General features: G+C 69.1%; 16 protein-coding genes. 5 read left to right on the top strand and 11 right to left on the bottom strand.

What is annotated here, in order from left to right:
• Positions 1-69: 69 nt before the first annotated feature.
• Both FE633_RS08865 and FE633_RS08860 read left to right on the top strand, forming a co-directional pair.
• Positions 70-1698, top strand: coding sequence for a glycosyltransferase family 4 protein (locus FE633_RS08865; RefSeq protein ID WP_246113515.1), 1629 nt, complete (start codon positions 70-72; stop codon positions 1696-1698).
• 37 nt (positions 1699-1735) lie between these two features.
• Positions 1736-3043 (top strand): nucleotide sugar dehydrogenase, encoded by a 1308-nt coding sequence (locus tag FE633_RS08860; protein WP_138044555.1) that lies wholly within the window; start codon positions 1736-1738, stop codon positions 3041-3043.
• A gap of 44 nt (positions 3044-3087) precedes the next feature.
• On the opposite strand, the gene FE633_RS08855 is transcribed toward FE633_RS08860, so the two are convergent.
• Positions 3088-3741 (bottom strand): acyltransferase, encoded by a 654-nt coding sequence (locus tag FE633_RS08855; RefSeq protein ID WP_138044554.1) that lies wholly within the window; start codon positions 3739-3741, stop codon positions 3088-3090.
• Between the two features lie 489 nt (positions 3742-4230).
• On the opposite strand from FE633_RS08855, the gene FE633_RS08850 reads away from it, so the two are divergent.
• Positions 4231-5886, top strand: a complete 1656-nt coding sequence (locus tag FE633_RS08850; protein WP_171059865.1) for an asparagine synthase-related protein — start codon at positions 4231-4233, stop codon at positions 5884-5886.
• 113 nt (positions 5887-5999) lie between these two features.
• On the opposite strand, the gene FE633_RS08845 is transcribed toward FE633_RS08850, so the two are convergent.
• The 7 genes from FE633_RS08845 to FE633_RS08815 form a co-directional block, all read right to left on the bottom strand.
• Positions 6000-6758: a tachylectin-related carbohydrate-binding protein gene (locus tag FE633_RS08845; RefSeq protein WP_171059864.1), complete on the bottom strand. Its 759-nt coding sequence runs from the start codon at positions 6756-6758 to the stop codon at positions 6000-6002.
• A 163-nt stretch (positions 6759-6921) separates the two neighbouring features.
• Positions 6922-7284, bottom strand: coding sequence for a hypothetical protein (locus FE633_RS08840; RefSeq protein ID WP_138044551.1), 363 nt, complete (start codon positions 7282-7284; stop codon positions 6922-6924).
• Positions 7285-7323: 39 nt separating this feature from the next.
• On the bottom strand, positions 7324-7767 hold the full coding sequence (locus tag FE633_RS08835) for a hypothetical protein (protein WP_138044550.1): 444 nt from the start codon (positions 7765-7767) through the stop codon (positions 7324-7326).
• A 44-nt stretch (positions 7768-7811) separates the two neighbouring features.
• Positions 7812-9833 carry a N,N-dimethylformamidase beta subunit family domain-containing protein gene (locus FE633_RS08830; RefSeq protein ID WP_138044549.1) on the bottom strand — a complete coding sequence of 674 codons (2022 nt, stop codon included), beginning with the start codon at positions 9831-9833 and terminating at the stop codon, positions 7812-7814.
• Between the two features lie 156 nt (positions 9834-9989).
• On the bottom strand, positions 9990-11108 hold the full coding sequence (locus tag FE633_RS08825; RefSeq protein ID WP_138044548.1) for an acyltransferase family protein: 1119 nt from the start codon (positions 11106-11108) through the stop codon (positions 9990-9992).
• Positions 11105-12142, bottom strand: coding sequence for a Gfo/Idh/MocA family protein (locus FE633_RS08820; protein WP_138044547.1), 1038 nt, complete (start codon positions 12140-12142; stop codon positions 11105-11107). Before FE633_RS08820 ends, FE633_RS08825 begins: the two co-directional genes overlap by 4 nt.
• On the bottom strand, positions 12139-13236 hold the full coding sequence (locus tag FE633_RS08815; protein WP_212747188.1) for a DegT/DnrJ/EryC1/StrS family aminotransferase: 1098 nt from the start codon (positions 13234-13236) through the stop codon (positions 12139-12141). The genes FE633_RS08820 and FE633_RS08815 overlap by 4 nt, the downstream gene beginning before the upstream one ends.
• 576 nt (positions 13237-13812) lie before the next feature.
• On the opposite strand from FE633_RS08815, the gene FE633_RS08810 reads away from it, so the two are divergent.
• Together FE633_RS08810 and FE633_RS08805 are read left to right on the top strand one after the other, a co-directional pair.
• Positions 13813-14550, top strand: a complete 738-nt coding sequence (locus tag FE633_RS08810) for a hypothetical protein (RefSeq protein ID WP_138044545.1) — start codon at positions 13813-13815, stop codon at positions 14548-14550.
• 195 nt (positions 14551-14745) lie between these two features.
• The gene (locus FE633_RS08805) at positions 14746-15387 is read left to right on the top strand and encodes a class F sortase (RefSeq protein ID WP_246113514.1); all 642 of its coding nucleotides are present in this window, start codon (positions 14746-14748) and stop codon (positions 15385-15387) included.
• Between the two features lie 37 nt (positions 15388-15424).
• On the opposite strand, the gene FE633_RS08800 is transcribed toward FE633_RS08805, so the two are convergent.
• The 3 genes from FE633_RS08800 to FE633_RS08790 all read right to left on the bottom strand — a co-directional run bounded on the left by FE633_RS08800 (position 15425) and on the right by FE633_RS08790 (position 18270).
• Positions 15425-16210: a sulfite exporter TauE/SafE family protein gene (locus FE633_RS08800; protein WP_138044544.1), complete on the bottom strand. Its 786-nt coding sequence runs from the start codon at positions 16208-16210 to the stop codon at positions 15425-15427.
• A 73-nt stretch (positions 16211-16283) separates the two neighbouring features.
• A complete protein-coding gene (locus tag FE633_RS08795; RefSeq protein ID WP_138044543.1) occupies positions 16284-16934 on the bottom strand; it encodes a LuxR C-terminal-related transcriptional regulator in 651 nt (216 codons plus the stop codon).
• Position 16935: 1 nt separating this feature from the next.
• Entirely contained in the window at positions 16936-18270 is a 1335-nt protein-coding gene (locus FE633_RS08790) for a sensor histidine kinase (protein WP_138044542.1), read from the bottom strand.
• Positions 18271-18277: the final 7 nt, after the last annotated feature.

The following is an 18277-nucleotide window of genomic DNA, read 5'->3' as shown; positions in this document are numbered from 1 at the left end:
CACGCGTAGCCGCGTCGAGCGGATTTCGTTGTACCGGTACGCGAGGTCCGACTTCACGGGAGGCGATCTGTGGGACCCGACCAGACGGGCGACGAGCCCAGTCGACGGGGAAAGGTGGTGATGCTCGTCTGCAACGGGATCAAGGGGGACTCCCGCGTGCAGAAGGCTGCCTACTCGGCAGCCGAGGCCGGGTGGGACGTCGTGCTCCTCGGCCGGTCACCGGACAGGAAGATCCACAAGTGGAGTATCGGACAGGCGCGGGCGATGCTCGTCCCGGTGCCGACCCGGCTGGACCGAACCCGTCATCCTCTGCGCGGTTTCGGCATCCGGTACCCGTTCGCGTATCAGCTGGGGCGGCCGGAGGCCGCGTACCGTGCGCAGAAGGTGAAGGCCTGGCGCGTCGACCTCAGCATCAGGCGTGCCTCCCTGACACTCGCTCAGCAGGAGGGCGGCTTCCGCGCACTGTGGGCCCGCCTGCGTCGGATCGGGCTCCTCGCACCACGCGTGGCGGCGAAAGGCATGAGCCGCTGGGTGGCCTTCCGCCATCGGCAGCTCATCAAGCGGGTCAGCTCCCGGCGGCGGTGCGACACACGCCTCGACCGGCTGGTGACGTCCGCGTGCCGCAAGATCCGGGGCAGACGCAGCTGGCGAACGCTCTGGCCGGCGCTCTGGGATTTCGAAATCGCCTACGGCCCAGTGGTCGACAAACTGAAGGCCGATCTGATCCACGCGAATGACTTCCGTGTCATCGGGGTGGGTGCACGCGCCAAGACACGTGCGCTCGCCAAGGGACGCCCGCTGAAACTCGTCTGGGACGCCCACGAGTTCCTGCCGGGGATCAAGCCGTGGGTCGACAACGAGCGCTGGAAACCGGCGCATATCGACCACGAGCGCGAGTACGTCCCCTGCGCCGATGCCGCCGTCACCGTCTCCGACAGCCTCGCCGAGCTGCTGCAGAGGACACACCGACTGGCACGGAAGCCCACCGTGGTGCTCAACGCGCCCAGTATGCGCCCGCCCCAGGAGACCTCGGACGAGCCGCTGCCGTCGCTGCGCGAACAGTGCGAACTCGATCCCGACGTACCGCTGGTCGTGTACAGCGGTGCCGCATCGCCGCAGCGCGGGCTGGCCACCATGGTCGAGGCCCTGCCCCGGCTGCCCTCGGTCCATGCGGCGCTCGTCGTCCCCAATCCGGAGGCGGCAGCCATCCGGAAGCTGCTGGCCCGGGCCGCGGCGCTGGGCGCCGGAGACCGGCTGCATGTGCTGGGTTACGTCGAGCACTGGCAGGTGCCGCACTTCCTGTCGTCCGCGGACGTGGGGGCCATCCCGATCCATCACTGGCCCAACCACGAGCTCGCCCTCATCACCAAGTTCTTCGAGTACTCGCACGCCCGGCTGCCCGTCGTCGTCAGCGATGTGGAGACCATGGCCCGCACGGTGCGTGAGACGGGCCAGGGCGAGGTCTTCCGCGCCGAGGACATCGAGGACTACGCACGGGCCGTACGGGCGGTGCTTGCCGACAGCGCGCGTTACCGGGCCGCGTACGACAAGCCGGGACTGCTGGACGCCTGGACCTGGGAGGCGCAGGCCGAGGTACTGGATCAGGTCTACAGCGAGCTGGTCCCTGACAGGCCACGGTTTCCGCAGCGTGTCCGTACCAACCACACCGAGATGACGGCGCCTCCGATGAGTCGGTGACCACGGCACATCGCAGCGTCTTCGAAGGAGAACAACCATGCAGATCTGTGTCGTGGCGCTCGGCAAGATCGGGCTGCCGCTGGCCGTGCAGTTCGCGGCCGGCGGCCACCATGTCACGGGCGCGGACGTGGACGAACACGTCGTACGCCTCGTCAATGACGGGGTGGAGCCCTTCCCTGGCGAGGCACTCCTCGGCGAGAAGTTGAAGAAGGCGGTCGCCGAGGGGCGGCTGCGGGCCACCACCGACACCACGGCAGCGGTCGCGCAGGCCGAGGCGGTGGTGATCGTCGTCCCGCTCTACGTCGACGCCGAGGGCGTCCCCGACTTCGGCTGGATGGACGCGGCGACACGGGCCGTGGCGCGCGGGCTGCGGCCCGGCACGCTTGTGTCGTACGAGACGACGCTGCCGGTGGGGACGACGCGCCGGCGCTGGGCGCCGATGCTGGAACAGGGCAGCGGACTGACCGCGGGCCGGGACTTCGCCCTGGTCTTCAGCCCCGAACGGGTGCTGACCGGACGCGTGTTCGCGGATCTGCGTCGCTATCCGAAGCTCGTCGGCGGCTTCGACAAGGCGTCCGGCCGTCGAGGCGTGGAGTTCTACGAGTCGGTCCTCGACTTCGACACACGCGAGGACCTGCCGCGGCCCAACGGGGTGTGGGACCTGGGCTCGGCGGAGGCGGCGGAGCTCGCCAAGCTCGCCGAAACCACCTACCGGGACGTGAACATCGGGCTCGCGAACCAGTTCGCACGGTTCGCGGACGGTATCGGCGTCGATGTGGACCTGGTGATCGACGCCTGCAACTCGCAGCCGTTCAGTCACATTCACCGGCCCGGCATCGCCGTCGGCGGCCACTGCATCCCCGTCTATCCCCGGATGTACCTGTGGAACGACCCGGAGGCGACGGTCGTACGGGCAGCCCGCGAGGCCAATGCCGCGATGCCCGAGTACGCGGTGCGGCGCCTCGAGGAGGCGTACGGCGATCTGACCGGCACCGGAGTGCTCGTGCTCGGTGCGGCCTACCGAGGCGGCGTCAAGGAGACGGCGTTCTCGGGGGTGTTCCCGGTCGTCGATGCGCTGCGGGCGCGCGGCGCGCAGCCGTACGTGTCCGATCCGCTGTACTCCGCCGAGGAGCTGACGGCGCTCGGGCTGCCGCCGCACACCGGTCAGCGTGTCACCGCCACCGTCGTCCAGGCCGACCATGAGGAATACCGGGAGCTCGGCACCGATCAGGTCCCCGGAGTGCGGGTCGTGGTCGACGGACGGCGGATCACCGACCCCGGCAGATGGGCCGGGGCCGAGGTGATCGTGCTGGGCTCGCCGTCACAGACGGCCCACCTGGCCTGATGCCCTCTCCGCAGCACGGTCACGGGGAGGGGCGATCCGTCGTGTCAGGCGGCCGGCCTGGGCGCGGGCGGCGGTGGGACCTCCGTGAGGACGCCGTCCTTCTCGGCGTGCAGAACGCCGGTGCGCGGGCACTCCCAGATCCCGGCCGGGCCCGGGAGTTCGCGCAACCGCTCGCCCGCGCGTCCCACCCAGCCGATCGGGCGGGCCGGGACGCCGGCGACGAGCGCGAAGTCCGGTACGTCCCGGGTGACCACGGCACCGGCGGCGACCATCGCCCAGCGGCCGACCCGAACGGGGGCCACGCACACCGAGCGCGCGCCAAGCGACGCGCCCTCGGCGACCGTGACCCCCACGGGCTGCCAGTCGCCACCCCGCTTGAGCTGCCCTTCGGGGTCGACCGAGCGCGGGTTGTGGTCGTTGGTCAGTACGACCGCGGGGCCGACGAAGACGCCGTCGCCCAGCTCAGCGGGCTCGTAGACCAGGGCATGGTTCTGAATCTTGACCCGGTCGCCGATGTGCACGCCGGGTCCGACGTAGGAGCCCCGCCCCACCACGCAGTCCTCGCCGAGCACGGCCTTCTCCCGGATCTGGGCGAGTTCCCACACCGCGGTGCCGGGGCCCAGCACGGCCGTCTCGTCGATCTGTGCGCCGGGAGCGACCCTGACCGGCGCCGGCGGCACCTCACTGTTCTGCTTCATGTGCTGTGGAACGACCGAGCCGCGGGCCGGGTGCGTGGGCGCGTCCGCCGAGGGTGGCTCGGCGAAGCCGTCCGGGTGAAGGGGCCCCGCATGCGGTGACCCGTGTGACCGGTTCCTGTTCTCCTGTTGAAGAGCTCGTCGGCCCTTTTCGGCCCCTCTGTTGCAGCGGGCCTCGGTCGAGCCGGTGAGTTGAGGGATTGCGACCATGAGAGCGCGCTGATGTGGATCTTTTTTGCCTGGTTCTCGCGGGACCGGTGTCAGAGCGACGGCGAGCAGCGGGCCGCGTTGCGTCGCCTCCAGGAGTATCAGACGCCGCTCATTCCTGAAGGCTGGTCACACCACCGGGTGGAGGGCGACGGATGGGGTGTCCATCTCGCTCACGCCGAGCTCAACGGGTGGCGCTGGCCCCTGTTCCACGAGACGGAACATTCGGCAGCTGTTTCGCTCGGTGTTCCGATCGGGGCTCCCGGCGGGTCCACCCCCCACACCATGGCAGGCCGGCTTCTCCAGGGGCAGGAGATCCATACCGAGGTCGTGCCACCGTTCGCCCTGCTGGCTCTGGACCGCAGGTCACCTCGGTTCGCGCTGCAACAGGACTGGCTCGGCATGGCCCGGGTCTTCGAGTACTCCTCGCAGGGTGTCGTCGCCCTCTCCAACCGGCCCACGCTGCTTCCCGCGTTCTTCGGAGACCCCGTACGGCCGGACGAGACGGGTTGGTCGCACTACGTGGCCTCCGGTCACTTCGGCGGGACCTCGTCGCCGGTCCACGGGGTCCGCCTGCTCGCACCCGGAGAACGGCTGACGGGTGCGAAGCGGCCGAACGGGACATGGAACCTGACACATCATCAGCGCACCAGCCTCGACGACTTCGTCGCCGAGGGCGTCGGCCGTCAGGGCGGTGAACACGCGGTGCTGGACGAGGCTGCCGACGGTTTCACACGAGTCGCCGCGAGTGCCGCGGCGCTCCGGGACGGTCCGGTGGCCCTCGGCCTGTCCGGCGGCAAGGACTCCCGTCTGATCGCCGCCGCGCTGATCGCCGCCGGCGTCCTGCCGAAGTTCTCGACCAACATTGATCACCCCACCGAGGGGGACGTCGCGCGGTCGCTCACCGACCTTCTGATGAAGCACCGCGGCATCGAGGTCGAGCACCGCTTCGTCCGGGTCGCGGAATCACGCACCGTGCACACCGAAAGCCTCCCGCACCGGGTGCTGCGGCTGCAGAGCTACTACGACCACCAGTTCCCGTCGAGCTACCTCGAACGCGGTGCTCGTCCCTCACAGTTGACCAAGAAACAGGGTGAGCCCGTGTTCAGCGGGGCGGGGGGCGAGATCGCCACCGCGTACTGGTACCCGAAGACCCTGGACGGCACGCCGACCGCCGCCCGGATGGAACCCCTCGTGACCAAGTGCCTCTCCAAAGAGGTACCCGCAGAGGTGCAGAGCCCGCTGGTCGGGGAACGCCAACGGGAACTGGGCGCGCACATCACCAGAAAGGCCGCCGCTCTCGGCGTCAAGGGTTACCAGATCCTCGACTACGCCTACATGATGGAACGCATGCGCCGCTGGTGCACGTCCGCTTACAGCGTGGGGCTCATCACGCCCTTCACCACAAGGGAGTTCGTGCAGGCCGCCTTCGCCATGAGGGCGACGGACCACCACGACCGGCGCATTCACATGGACCTGCTGAAGCGGCTGGTCCCGGAATGGGCCGATGTGCCCTTCGTCTCGGGCCCGTCGTCGCGTTCCACCGCGGCCCGCATCTGGGACGGCGACGGTGTTCCGGAGATCCGGAAGATGCTCGACCATGCCGGTGGTCCGCTGACACGGCTCATGGAAGCGGACGCCCTTCGTGCGGTCGTCCAGCGCTGCGAGGAAGGCTGCCCCAAACCAGCCGATGCCGCGCCACTGCGCCAGTTCGCGGCCCTGGCCGTCGCGGAGTCGGCCCTCCGGCCGCCCACTCCTACCTCCGCGACCACACCGCCCGCCCCTGCTTCCGCGACCACCCCGCCGGCCTCGGCCTCCGCGGCCTCCCCGAGCACCCCGGCCTCCCCGAGCGCCGCCACATCCTCGCCGAGCTGGCGCGCCAGGCTGCGCGTACCCCGCCGCCGGGGAACGTCGGATGCCGCGGCTCCGGAACGGGGCTGACGCCGACGGCCCGACAACGGAAAACGGTCCACCGAGCTGTCTCGGTGGACCGTTTCTCGTCGGTGTGGAGGGCCGAGCGGACTGGCCCGCCCTCCACGCTTCCCTCCTGGAACTCAGGTCTCTCTGCAACCGGTGACGTCGGCCAGGATCTGGCTGTTGTTCCAGCCGGTGCCCTGGGACGTTCCCTCTCCGTCGTTGGCCCAGTTGAACGAGCCCCCCAGCGGGTCGAGGTGGCGGTACCAGAAGAGTGTGCCCGTGCTGGTCCGGGCGAGCAGAATGCCGGCACCGAAGGAGGCGATCCTGGTGAACCCGGCCCATCCGGTCCCGACCGTTGTCCCACTGCCGCCGTTGGCCCAGGTGGGATTGCCTCCGAGCGGGTCCAGGTGGCGATACCAGCGCAGGTCGCCGGCGGAAGTGACGCCGTACAGGACGCCTTTCCCGCTGGGCGCGATGCGCTGGAAGCCGCCCCAACCGGTGCCGATCAGACGGCCTTGGGACGACACCCAGTTGACCTCGCCGGCCGTGCCCAAGTAGCGGTACCAGTACAGTTTTCCGTCCGGGGCGACCGCATAGATCGTGCCGTCCCCGCCACCCATGACCCGGCTGAACCCCGACCAGCCGGCGCCGATCGTGGCCCCGCTGTTGGGGTGCCAGCTGGGCCCTCCGGTGCCGTTGTAGTTGTTGTCCTTGTACCACCGCAGAGCGCCTGAGCCTGAGATGGTGAAGAGCACTCCGTCACCACCGGAGAAGGTGGTGATGCCGCCCCACGTCGGATCGATCACCGACTGGTACCACGTGGCGCTGCCGGTCAGCGGGCCGCTGTGGCTCCAGCGTCGCAGTTGGCCGTTGCCGTCCACGTGGTAGTTGCTCACGGCCGGCGTTGTACAGGTGGTGGCGGCGTGGGCGGATCCCACGGGAGCCGTCAAGGTGAGGAGCACTGCCGCCAGAGCACAGCTCAAGGCTCTGGAAAGGCGTCTTGTTCCGCTGCTGTTGGACATCCGAACCTCCGAGATGCTGTTGGGGATCGCCGACTCGTCAGGGGCAGACAGGTCCCACCTGGAGGTCGGTGCCGGCGGCACTGGTCAGAATCACCTGGAAGCAATGCTCCAGTTCGCCGAACATGGAGCCGAACAGGTGTTGCCCGTTGAACAGCGGGCCGATGTTCTGCGGAGTGGACGTGAAGCCGTTGTTCAAATCCACGTAGTGAATTTGATAGCTGCCCGGACCGTCCAGCTGCCCTACGTCGTAATTGATGCCCGTCACATCCATGACGGGTTCCGCGGTGGCGCACAGGCTGGCCACCCCGTCCTGATTGCAGACCGTCTCGCCGGCATGGGCGGGCGGGGCAGCCAGCGCGGTGACGAGAAGGGTGAACGCGAGTACAGCGGTTCTTCGCATGCCCATCCTTTTCTGTCCGTGAGGACAACGTTCCTGACTTCAGTACATCATCCAACCGGATGTGTATTCGGCACATACGGGTCCGAGGACCACGCAGTCACCGCCCGACTCCGGGCAGATATGGAGGGTGAAACAGTGCTGGAGTTCACCGTAGAAATAGTCGATGACAGTCTCCCCTGGGCCTACCGAAACCGTGCGCGGGTTCCCTTCGGGACCACCGTCCACATCCACGTACGAGATGGTGAAGCTCGCGGGGGCCTCGCCACTATTGGTGAGGGTGTATTGGAGGGATGTCACGTCCATGGCTGATCGCGCCGTGACACAGGCCTGCGTGCTGCCCAGCATTGCGCAGGAAGTGGGATCCAGCGCGGCCGCTTCCGCGATTGGCTTCGGCTTCGCCTCGGCGGCGGAAGGGGGAAGGCTCAGCGCAGCCGTCGCGGTCACGGCACCAACCAGTACGGTGCGCCTTGAGATCTCCTGCATATTCTCTCCTCGACATGAGCGAACGAACTCCGCCCCCGACCCGACTACGCCACCGCTGCCGTGAAAACGTTGAGCAGCATCCTGCGAATTTCGGGACTTCTGGGCAGGGCGCCGTTGAAACAAATCGAGCTGGCTGTGAAAACCCAGCCGTCATTGGGTTTGGGTACGTAGAGGATTTCCCCTCCACCGTCCACATTGAGCCCCTCGGCGATGAGTACCGCGCCGGGCACCGCACCAATCCGCCGGTCGATTTCCCAGCCGCTTGCCGGTCCGTTGTAGCCGGACGTACCGAAGACGCTCCCCACGCTGAGCCCGGTGCCATCCAGGAACGGGTGATCATTGCGCACCTGGTACGAGGCAAAGGTGAAGTTCGACGGCGGGAAATGTGCCACTCCGAGAATTTGCGATTCAGATTCTCCCGAATCCTTGAAAACATCTCGTACGCCGTCGGATCGCCGAAAGATGACTGCTGTGCCGTCCGGAGTGTACTGCACTCTTTCGAAGATTCCGTTGCCCCCGGTATTGATAATTCGACCGCCTGCGTTCTGGAAGTCGACCACATTATCCCGAGCGGTTTGCGTGAAATACTCCGGATGGCTCAGCAACACCAGCGCGCGATAGTTCGGCAGCCAGGTGTCACCATTCGTGTGCAGGTCGTTGTCGGTATAGCAGTCGAAGGAGACGCCTGCCGAGGTTATCCAGCGGAGCAGCAACAGATCGCTGTACAGCAGATGGTCGAGAAACCCGGTGGCCGACACATAGGTCTCCACCTTGTCGATGCCCATGTTCGGACGCTGCAGGGTGAAGGTGCGCTGCACGCCGATCTGGCCGGGCGTGTACTGGTCGTGCCCGCCCCACAGGTTGTAGGCGTTGTAGGTGTTGGTGGGCAGCAGGACGGCGATCTGCTGCTGCGGTACGGACGGCTTCACCACGAACATGACGTTGTGTTGACCGCCCCACGGCGATTTCAATTGGGAGGCGTAGACGCCCGAGGGCCAGTCCGTTGCCGTGTCCACCGAGAAGGATGTGTCCCAGCCGCACCCATTACTGCGGTATCCGCCCTGCACCAGCTGCAATTGCCCCGACCGGCTGACGGGTGGCGTGACCTGAACGGGGGCATCGGTGGCCGGAGCGAGACGCACCGTGGACGAGGTGTAGGACGAGAAGGTCGACGAGACGTGAATCCCGAGACTGTCACCCTGTTGAGCGGACAGCGAGGTCGGATAGCCCTGCAGCGCCGCCGAGGCCTGCAGAGTGAACCCACGCCCCACCTGGACCGTGGTCCCGCCGTTGTACCAGTGGACGCCGCTGGTGTTGACGGTTTCCGAGTTCTGCAGGCGATTCCACGTGAGCTCGTTGTCGGACCCCGGCACGGTGGCAGTGCTGAGTCTGATCCTGTAAACGGTACCGGAACCGTTGGAGAAGATCTGCTTTTGCGTGCCGCCCAGGATGCCGAGGTTGATGCGCCGCCCGCTGTTCGCCCATTCCGACGACCCATTGGTTCCGATGTATCGATACCAACTGAGCGGGCCACCTCCGCCCTGTACGTAAATAACTCCGTTCGGGTCGGCGAAGAGGGCGGCGAATTTGCTCCACCCATAGCTGATCTTGGAGCCGGATCCCGAGGCCCAGCTGGACGAGCCGTCATTTCCGGTGTACCGGTACCAGAACAGGTTTCCGTCGCCATCCTCCCCGTAGATGACGTTGTTCCACCCGCCCAGGAGACGTGGGAATTTGTTCCATCCGGTACCGATCCGGCTGCCGCTTGCCCCGTGCCACCGTCCGGCACCGGTGTTGATGTCGCTCAGAATGTATCGATACCAGATCAGATCACCGTCCGGGCGCCATGCGAAGATCTGCCCGTCAGCGGCAGCCAGGACGTAACGGAACTGCTGCCACTTGCCGCCGATGAGCCGGCCGGTTCCGGAATTCGCCCAGGAGGCGGTGCCGTCGGTCCAGCCCCTGTGGCGATACCAGTAAAGGTTACCGTCGGACTGGATCCCGTAAATGATCCCATTTCCGCCGGGTACTAGCTGCAGGAACCGCTGTTCCGGGTCGTAAGCCATGTCACCTTGACTGCTGCCCTAGAAGTCCATTGTGAGCCTGAATTGTGCGTGCCCGGTGGCTCGGGTGCAAGAACAGAAACGATCTCGGCGAGTCGAGCTTGCACTTCGAATTCAGAGATTCGAGGGAAAGCCACGCAGGGAAATGAATGATCGGCATTAAGGATTCCACGACAATCGGTCGGCGCCCGACCGCCCGGCCCTGCGAGGGACCGAACCGCGGCTGCGCAGCCATGACTCGGCGGGCCGCTCCACGAGCGCATACAGCAGCCCGGCCAGGGCCTGGCTGGCCAGGGCCAGGACCAGCCACACGACCAGTGAGGGCCAGCCGGGCGCCGTGCGGCCGTACAGGTGCAGAAAAAGCCGTAGCACGAGTTCGTGCACCAGGTACCAGGCGAAGGACCAGCGGCCCAGGCGGAGGAGCCAGGTGCCGCGAAGACCCGTGGGCAGTCCCTGTACGTCGCGATGTGCCGCCGCCGCGATCAGTGCGGCGAAGAGGGGTGCGCTCAGCAGCTGGGAGGCGTTGTAGGGGCCGTACCAGGCGCTGTCGGGGAGGGCCGCGTGCCAGGGGATGAGGGCCGTGTGCCAGGCGAGGACCGCAACGGCGGCTGCGGGAAGCGACAACGGGGGGCGCCCTCCGCGCTTGACCGCGAGTGCGCACACCACTCCGAGCACGAACTGTGCACTGCGTGTCAGCGGCAGATAGTCCAGCAGCCATGACCTGACCGCCGGCGAGACGACCAGGGCACCGCACAGCCAGGCGAGGGGCAGTGCCAGTACGGCCGTCGCTCCCGCTCGGCGCAGGAGCCGGTTGCCGCGGGCCGCCAAAAGTGCGAGCAGGCCGGGGAAAAGGGCGTAGAACCACGCCTCGTCGCTCAGCGACCACGCGGCCGGGTTGCCGCCCTTCGCCAGGGCCGGATGCCATGCCTGCATGAGCGGGAGCGAAGCGGCGACGGCCGTGACGGAGACCTCGGCCGATAGCAGCAGGTACAGCGCCACGGACAGCGCGGTGGTGACGAGATGCAGCGGCCAGATACGGGCGAAGCGCCGCCGGTAGAAGACCGTGACGGGCAACCGGGCTCCCTCGTACGTCCAGGCCAGCACGAACCCGGAGAGCACGAAGAAGAAGGTCACCCCGGTGCGGCCGTACCAGACGAGTGGGGTGAGCCCCGGTACCTCACCGACCTGTCGGCTCAAGTGATAGAGGACCACCAGGAGCGCGGCCCAGAAGCGCAGGCCGGTGAGGGAGGGCAGTGCGTCGCGCGAGGGGACCGTCACGACCGCTGCGTGACCGCCGACAGGGTGCTGCGGTGCGGGCTCTGCAGTGGGACGGACGCCCGGTGGTGTGCCGAGTCGATGACCGCCTCTGCCACCTCGACGGTTCTCAGCCCCTGGTCGAGGGTGACGATGTCCGTGGCCTTGCCCTCCACCGCGTCGCGGAACCGCTCGTGCTCCACGAGCAGCGGCTCGCGCTTGGGAATCGCGTACCGGACCATGTCGCCCTCGGAGACTCCGCGGAAGGCGCGCAGCGCTTCCCACTCGGTGGTCACCGCGCCGTTGGCATGGAAGGTCAGGTCCGCGGTGAGGGTGTCCGCGACGAGGCAGCCGCGCTCGCCGGTCACCGCGGTGAAGCGCTCCTTGAGCGGGCTCAGCCAGTTGACGAGATGGCTGACCAGCGTGCCGTCGCTGAGGTCGCCGACGACGGAGACCATGTCCTCGTGGGGGCGGCCGCTCTTGCAGACGGTGCGCGCCGAGACGGAGGCGTAGTCGCGGTCGGTGACCCAGGACGTGAGGTCGATGTCGTGGGTCGCGAGGTCCTTGACCACACCCACGTCGGCGATGCGATGGGGGAAGGGGCCCTGGCGCCGCGTCACCACCTGGAACACCTCGCCCAGCTCGCCCGCCTCCAGGCGCGCACGCATGCTCTGCAACGCCGGGTTGAAGCGCTCGATGTGCCCGACCCCGGCGATCAGACCGGCCGTGTCGAAGGCGTCGACCAGCCGTCGGGCGGCGGCCGCGGAGTGGGCGAGCGGCTTCTCGATCAGGGCGCACACGCCGTCCGCGGCCAGCGCGAGGCCGATCTCCTCGTGCTGCGCCGTGGGGCAGGCGACCACGGCGTAGTCGAGGCGGAGCGCGAGCAGTTCGGGCAGAGTGGCGAGGACCGGGGCGCCGCGCGCGGCGCCCGCGGGGTCTCCCGCCGGGTCCATGACGCCGACGAGTTCGACGCCGTCGAGCGACGACAGCACCCGGGCGTGGTTGCGTCCCATCGCGCCCAGACCGATGAGCCCCGCGCGCAAGGCCTGCTTGCTCACGGCGCACCTCCGGCGAGGTTCACGGCCTGGGCGACGCGCTCCAGCTCGCCCGGCCCGAGAGTGGGGTGCACCGGCAGGGAGAGAACCTCGGCGGCCGCGCGGTCGGTCTCGGGCAGGGGCGGCCTGCCCGGGTCCTGGTACGGCTTCAGCCGGTGGATCGGCGTCGGGTAGTACACCGCGCTGCCGATGCCCTGCCGGGCCAGCTCCTGCTGCACGTCGTCCCGGCGGCCGTCGGGAACACGGACGGTGTACTGGTGGTAGACGTGTCGGGCGCCGTCGGCCACCTGCGGCACGGGCAGCCCCTCGATACGGGAGTCGAGCACCTTGGCGTTGGCCCGGCGCCGCTCCGTCCACGCGGGCAGTTGCTTCAGCTGTTCACGGCCGACGGCCGCCGCGACGTCGGTCATCCGCATGTTGGCGCCGACGATCTCGTTCTCGTACCGCTGCTCCATGCCCTGGTTCCGCAACAGCCTGAGGGTGCGGGCCAGTTGGGCATCGGCGGTGCTGATCATGCCGCCTTCGAGCGTGTGCATGTTCTTCGTCGGATAGAAGCTGAAGCATCCGGCCTGCCCGAACGTGCCGACCGGCTGCCCGTGCAGCGCGGCGTCGTGCGCCTGGCAGGCATCCTCGATCACGGCGAGGCCGTGGCGGTTGGCGAGCGGCATCAGCCGGTCCATGGCGGCCGGGTGCCCGTACAGGTGCACCGGCATCAGCGCGGCGGTGCGCGGGCCGATGACCGCGGCCGTGGCGAGCGGATCGAGGCAGTAGGTGCCGGGCGTGATGTCGGCGAAGACCGGTTCGGCGCCGACCAGGCGTACCGCGTTGGCGGTGGCGGCGAACGAGAAGGAGGGCACCACCACCTCGTCGCCCGGTCCGATGCCGAGAGCCATGAGGGTCAGTTGCAGCGCGGAGGTTCCGGAGTTGACCGCGACGCAGGAACGCCCCGCGACCAGCTCCGAGAACTCCTCTTCGAAGGCGGCCACTTCGGGCCCCTGGATGACATGGCCGCTGCGCAGAACGCGTACGACGGCTTCGATCTCGGCTTCACCGATCACGGGCCGTGCGGCAGGGATCGACAGGTTGGACCCACACACGGGCAGTCTCCGTTCGAGAGCGAGGGAGTCGGCCTGCCTTTAACCCTCGTTCCGCGTCGGAGGTTTTCGTGATCAGCTCATATTCACCCTTGAGGCGGTATGCGCGTGATGAAGAGATTTGCCATCTATTGCCCGGAACGGCTCAGTCCCCGTAAGGATGCGCCGCCCTCGCGCGGAGACCGCCGGAGACGCCGCCGTACGAGACGCAGGCGACGGGCTTGGCAGCAGGAAAGGGTCGTGGGCGGTGTTCATGGGAGCAGCCCCTTACCTCAACTAAACCTGAGGTCAAGTCGCCGTCCGGGGAATGCACCGGAAACCCCCCGAGGGAGCCGGTCACCCGTTCACACGCGCGCTTCGCTCCGATCGGATTCTTTTTCCACGGACGCCGGTGACCTGCTGAAATGTCGTCGAACACGGCGGCCGGGGCGCTCGCCCGACACCCGTTCACCTCATTTCTGACGTCCCTTCAGGAGGCGTGTAGCGGCCACTGCCACTTACCTACATAGGGCAGGGCGCGACCGAGGCAGCGGCACATGGGGGTGCCGCGGGTCGTGGCCTTTCGGAGGAGCGAGCACGATGCGCACAGCCTGCCTGCTGACCGGTACCGCGCTCGCCGTCGCCGTCGCGGGCCTCGCTGCCGTGCCCGCGCACGGCGCCGACGTGGGAACGGAAGGCCTGGAGGTCTACCCGTCCACGGTCGCGCCCGGCGCCGAGGTCACGGTGAACACGTCGGCGTGCGGCGCGGACAGCTCGATGACGGGGGACGCCGGCGCGGTGGGCGCGGGCGAGTTCACGCTGGAGCCCAGCGAGCACGAGCAGAACGCGGTCGGCTGGCTCCGGGTGCCGCCGTCCGCGCAACCGGGCACGTACGAGATCGCCGCGCGCTGCTCCGACGGCAAGCGGCTGACGGGCGACGTGACGGTCACGCTGGCCTCCGCCCAGGCGAACACCGAGGAAACCGCGAAGGAACGCGGCGAGGAACGCGGCAAGGAGCACGCCGAGGAACTCGCGAAGAAACGCGGCGAGGAACGCAGCAAGGAACACTCCGAGGAACCCGCGAAGAAACCCAGCGAGAAACGCGGCAAGGAACACAGCGAGCAGCCCGCCGAGGAACACTCCGAGCCGACCGCCGAGGAACGCACCGAGGAACCCGCCCAGGAGCAGGTACACCCGAGAGGAAGTGTGAAGACGGGGGTCGGCGGCGCACCCGGTCCCGACCCCGCGCGGACCGCGGCGGGAGTGGCAGCGCTGGCCGTCGCCGCCGCGGGCGGTACCTGGCTCCTGCATCGCCGGGCGAGAGGCGACGGGATCTGACCGGACACCTCGCTGTCCACCGGTACCGCAGTCCCCTCCCCCTTCGGGTCCGACGCCCCTCGCGGCCCGGAGGGGGCAGCGGGACCCAGTTCCTGAGGGCTCCCAAGGCTCGACAGCTCGAAGGCTCGACAGCTCGAAGACGCGACGGCTCGAAGGCGCGATGGCTCGAAGGCTCCTGAAAAAGGGGGGTACATCATGCGGATATCCCGGATGTCCCGCGGGCGCGGCGGCAACCTCGCCATAGCCGCCGTCACCTTCGTCGCCCTCTGCTCGGGCGCATGGCTGCTGGGCAGCGGCACCGAGACGGACGCCCCGCCGCAGCCGTCGGCCGCGCAGGCCCGCTCCGGCACGCAGGAGGATCCGCTCTCGGCGGCAGCGCTCCCGCCCTCCCCGCCCGACCGCATACGCATCCCCTCGATCCGCGTGAACGCTCCCCTCACGGGCCTCGGCCTCACTCCGCAGGGCAGCCTCGACGTACCGCCGGCCGAGAAGAAGAACCTCGCCGGCTGGTACGAGGCCGGCACCACACCCGGCGAGAGGGGCACCGCGATCGTCGCCGGCCATGTCGACAACGCGGACGGACCCGCCGTCTTCTACCGCCTCGGCGCACTGAAGAAGGGCAGCACGATCGAGGTCGAGCGCCGGGACGGCACGGTCGCCCTCTTCGCCGTCGACGCGGTCGAGGTGTACGGCGCCCGCGGCTTCCCGGACCAGCAGGTGTACGGAGCCGCCCGTCGGCCGGAGCTACGGGTGATCACCTGCGGGGGCGGCTACTCGCGGGCCACGGGCTACCTGGGCAACGTGGTGGTGTTCGCGCACCTCACCGGCAGCCGCTGACCGCCACGCCTCCACTGCCGTTCACGCGCTCCACCGTTCACGCCACCCACTGCTCGTACGCCAGATTCGCCACCAGCGCGAACACGACCGTCAGCAGCACGACCCGTACGAACCCGCTGCCCTTCTTGAGCGCGGTGTGCGCTCCCACCGTGCCGCCGACGAGGTTGAAGACGGCCATCAGCGCGGCCAGTTGCCAGTACACCGTGCCCTTCCAGGCGAAGGTCGCGAGGGCGCCCGCGTTGGTGCAGCAGTTGACGATCTTGGCGGTGGCGGAGGCCGTCACCAGGTCGAGGTGGAGGATCGCGGTGAGCGTGAGCACGAGGAACGTACCCGTGCCGGGGCCGATGAGCCCGTCGTAGAAGCCGATGCCGAGGCCGGCGAGCCCGATCGCGGCGAGGACCCGGCGAGGCGAGACGGGCCCGGTCGACGGTGCCGTGCCGAAGGCGGGCCGCAGGATCACGAACGCCCCGACGCCGAGCAGGACGACCATGACGACGGGCTTCAGCACCTCGGTGCTCATCCCGGTGGCGACGAAGGCCCCGGCCGTCGAACCGGCGAGCGCCGCGAGCCCGATCCGCACGGCGGTACTCACGTCCACCGGCGCCTTCCGCGCGTACGTGACCGCCGCGCCCGTCGTCCCGACGATCGCCACGGCCTTGTTGGTACCGAGCGCGTACTGGGCCGCCGGTCCCGAGTTCGGCAGCCCGAGCAGCAGGACGGGGAGCAGCAGAAGCCCGCCTCCGCCCACCACCGCGTCGATCCAGCCGGCCGCGAGGGCTGCGAGACACAGGACGACGATCATGGCCAGCGATATGTCGGGCATGATCATGACCCTATGGACGGATGCGTGTGTCGTCCAAGGAAATAAGTCCGGGGAAACAAAAGGAAATAAAGCGTCAGCCCGCCGTCTCCAAGTACCGCAGCACCGCGAGCACCCGGCGGTGGCCCGTGTCCGACGGGGGCAGGTCGAGCTTGGTGAAGATGTTCGCGATGTGCTTCTCCACGGCCCTTTCGGAGACGGTGAAGGACGTGGCGATCCCGTGGTTCGTGCGGCCCTCGGCCATCAGCGCGAGCACCTCGCGTTCGCGGGGCGTGAGCGTGTCCAGGGCGCCGGCGCGGCGGCTCGCGCCGAAGAGCTGGGCCACGACGTCGGGGTCGAGGGCGGTCCCGCCGGCGGCGATCCGCTCCAGCGCGGCCACGAACTCGCCGATGTCCACGACGCGTTCCTTGAGGAGGTAGCCGACGCCCGCCGGGTTCGTGCCCAGAAGCTGGGCGGCGTACTTCGTCTCCACGTACTGGGAGAAGATCAGAACTCCCGTGCCGGGGTGGTCCGCGCGCAGGCGTACGGCCGCGCGCAGCCCCTCGTCCGTCTGGGTGGGCGGCAGCCGGATGTCGACGACGGCGGCGTCCGGGGCGTGCTCGGCGACCGCCGCGAGGAGCGCGTCCGCGTCGCCGACGGCCGCCGCGACCTCCACGCCCCGCATCCCGAGCAGCTGGACGAGTCCGTCGCGCAGAAGGGCGGAGTCCTCCGCGATGACGACGCGCATGTCACTCCCGTTCGGTGGCGGCCCCGCCGGCCCCGGCCGGATCGACTCGGCAGGGCAGCTCGACGGTGACCACCGTAGGGCCTCCGGACGGGCTGTCGCAGGTGAGTGTGCCGTCGACGGTCCGTATCCGGTTCAGCAGGCCGGTGAGCCCCGAGCCCGCGCCGACCGTCGCGCCGCCGCGTCCGTCGTCTCGGACGTCCAGCCGCAGCAGTCCGTCCCGGGCGGTGACGGTCACCGTCGCGCCGGACGCCCCGCTGTGCTTCGTCGCGTTGGCGAGGAGTTCGGCGGCGCAGAAGTACGCGATGGACTCGACGGCGGGTGCGGGCCGTGCGCCGATGTCCGTGACGACCTCGACCGGCAGGGCGCTGTCCGCCGCCAGCGTGGCGAGGGCGGTGTCCAGTCCCTGGTCCAGTACGGGCGGGTGGATGCCCTTGACGAGGTGGCGGAGGTCGGCGATGGCCTGCTTGGCGTTGCCCTGGGCGGTGTCGACGACGGTGAGCAGCTGTGCGCGGTCGGCTCCGGCCCCGATCAGCTCCCGGATCATCGTCAGATGCATCGCGAGCCCGACGAGCCGGGCCTGCGTGCCGTCGTGCAGGTCGCGCTCGATGCGACGGAGCGTGGCCACCGCGTCGTCGACCGCCTGGGCGCGGGTGTCCTCCAGAGTGCGGATACGGCGGTCGGCCGCGCTCGGGCCGAGCGTGGCGGCCAGCAGCATGCGGTGCGGGACGAGGGCCTGGCGCAGCAGCCAGGGCGCGGCGGCCAGCAGAACGAGTCCTGCCGCTACGGGGATCAGCCACCTTGGCCAGGAGTCGAGCTGGACGCCCGCGACCTCCAGCGACACGTGGTGGGTGGTGCCGTCGCTGTCGCGCACGGTGTGGTGGTTCCACCGCTGGAGCAGGGGGTGCAGGGTGAAGAGGACACCGTAGACGTAGGTGCCCAGGACGGCCGCGTGCCCGAGCGCGGACGTGAAGGGCGTCCCCAGCGCACACCCGACGGCCCGCCACCCGGCCCGTCCGGCAAGCAGAGCGCGACGTCGGCCGAGCACTCCTCTCCCGGTGTGCGCCACCGGCTCCTCGATCGTCAGGCCCAGCAGCCCGCGGGCCAGGGCCCGTTGGACCGCGCCCAGCGCGAGCGCGCCCCGCACGGTCGCCGCGAGCACCCACAGGCCCAGCGTGGTCACGGACAGGGCCCCGCCGACGAGGAGCCCCACGAGCGTGAGCACGAACCCCACGAGCGCGAGCGGGAACACGACCACCGCGTAGAGCAGCGTGGCCAGGGCCCCGGGCGTGAAGGCACGGGTGGGGGCGGTCGCGACGGTGCGGATGCGGCGGCGCATGGCTTCA

Origin of the sequence: Streptomyces montanus (assembly GCF_005786655.1) — a bacterium.
Lineage (GTDB): Bacteria > Actinomycetota > Actinomycetes > Streptomycetales > Streptomycetaceae > Streptomyces > Streptomyces sporangiiformans.
Note: the sequence above shows the minus strand (reverse complement) of the source record. Positions and strands in the feature narration are given on the sequence as shown.

Bases quoted from the DNA above. Each gene is read 5' to 3' on its own strand.
- FE633_RS08860 (WP_138044555.1), top strand. From the start codon at position 1,736: ATGCAGATCTGTGTCGTGGCGCTCGGCAAGATCGGGCTGCCGCTGGCC.
- FE633_RS08855 (WP_138044554.1), bottom strand. From the start codon at position 3,741: ATGAAGCAGAACAGTGAGGTGCCGCCGGCGCCGGTCAGGGTCGCTCCC.
- FE633_RS08850 (WP_171059865.1), top strand. From the start codon at position 4,231: ATGGCAGGCCGGCTTCTCCAGGGGCAGGAGATCCATACCGAGGTCGTG.
- FE633_RS08840 (WP_138044551.1), bottom strand. From the start codon at position 7,284: ATGCGAAGAACCGCTGTACTCGCGTTCACCCTTCTCGTCACCGCGCTG.
- FE633_RS08835 (WP_138044550.1), bottom strand. From the start codon at position 7,767: ATGCAGGAGATCTCAAGGCGCACCGTACTGGTTGGTGCCGTGACCGCG.
- FE633_RS08830 (WP_138044549.1), bottom strand. From the start codon at position 9,833: ATGGCTTACGACCCGGAACAGCGGTTCCTGCAGCTAGTACCCGGCGGA.
- FE633_RS08810 (WP_138044545.1), top strand. From the start codon at position 13,813: ATGCGCACAGCCTGCCTGCTGACCGGTACCGCGCTCGCCGTCGCCGTC.
- FE633_RS08805 (WP_246113514.1), top strand. From the start codon at position 14,746: ATGCGGATATCCCGGATGTCCCGCGGGCGCGGCGGCAACCTCGCCATA.
- FE633_RS08800 (WP_138044544.1), bottom strand. From the start codon at position 16,210: ATGCCCGACATATCGCTGGCCATGATCGTCGTCCTGTGTCTCGCAGCC.
- FE633_RS08795 (WP_138044543.1), bottom strand. From the start codon at position 16,934: ATGCGCGTCGTCATCGCGGAGGACTCCGCCCTTCTGCGCGACGGACTC.
- FE633_RS08790 (WP_138044542.1), bottom strand. From the start codon at position 18,270: ATGCGCCGCCGCATCCGCACCGTCGCGACCGCCCCCACCCGTGCCTTC.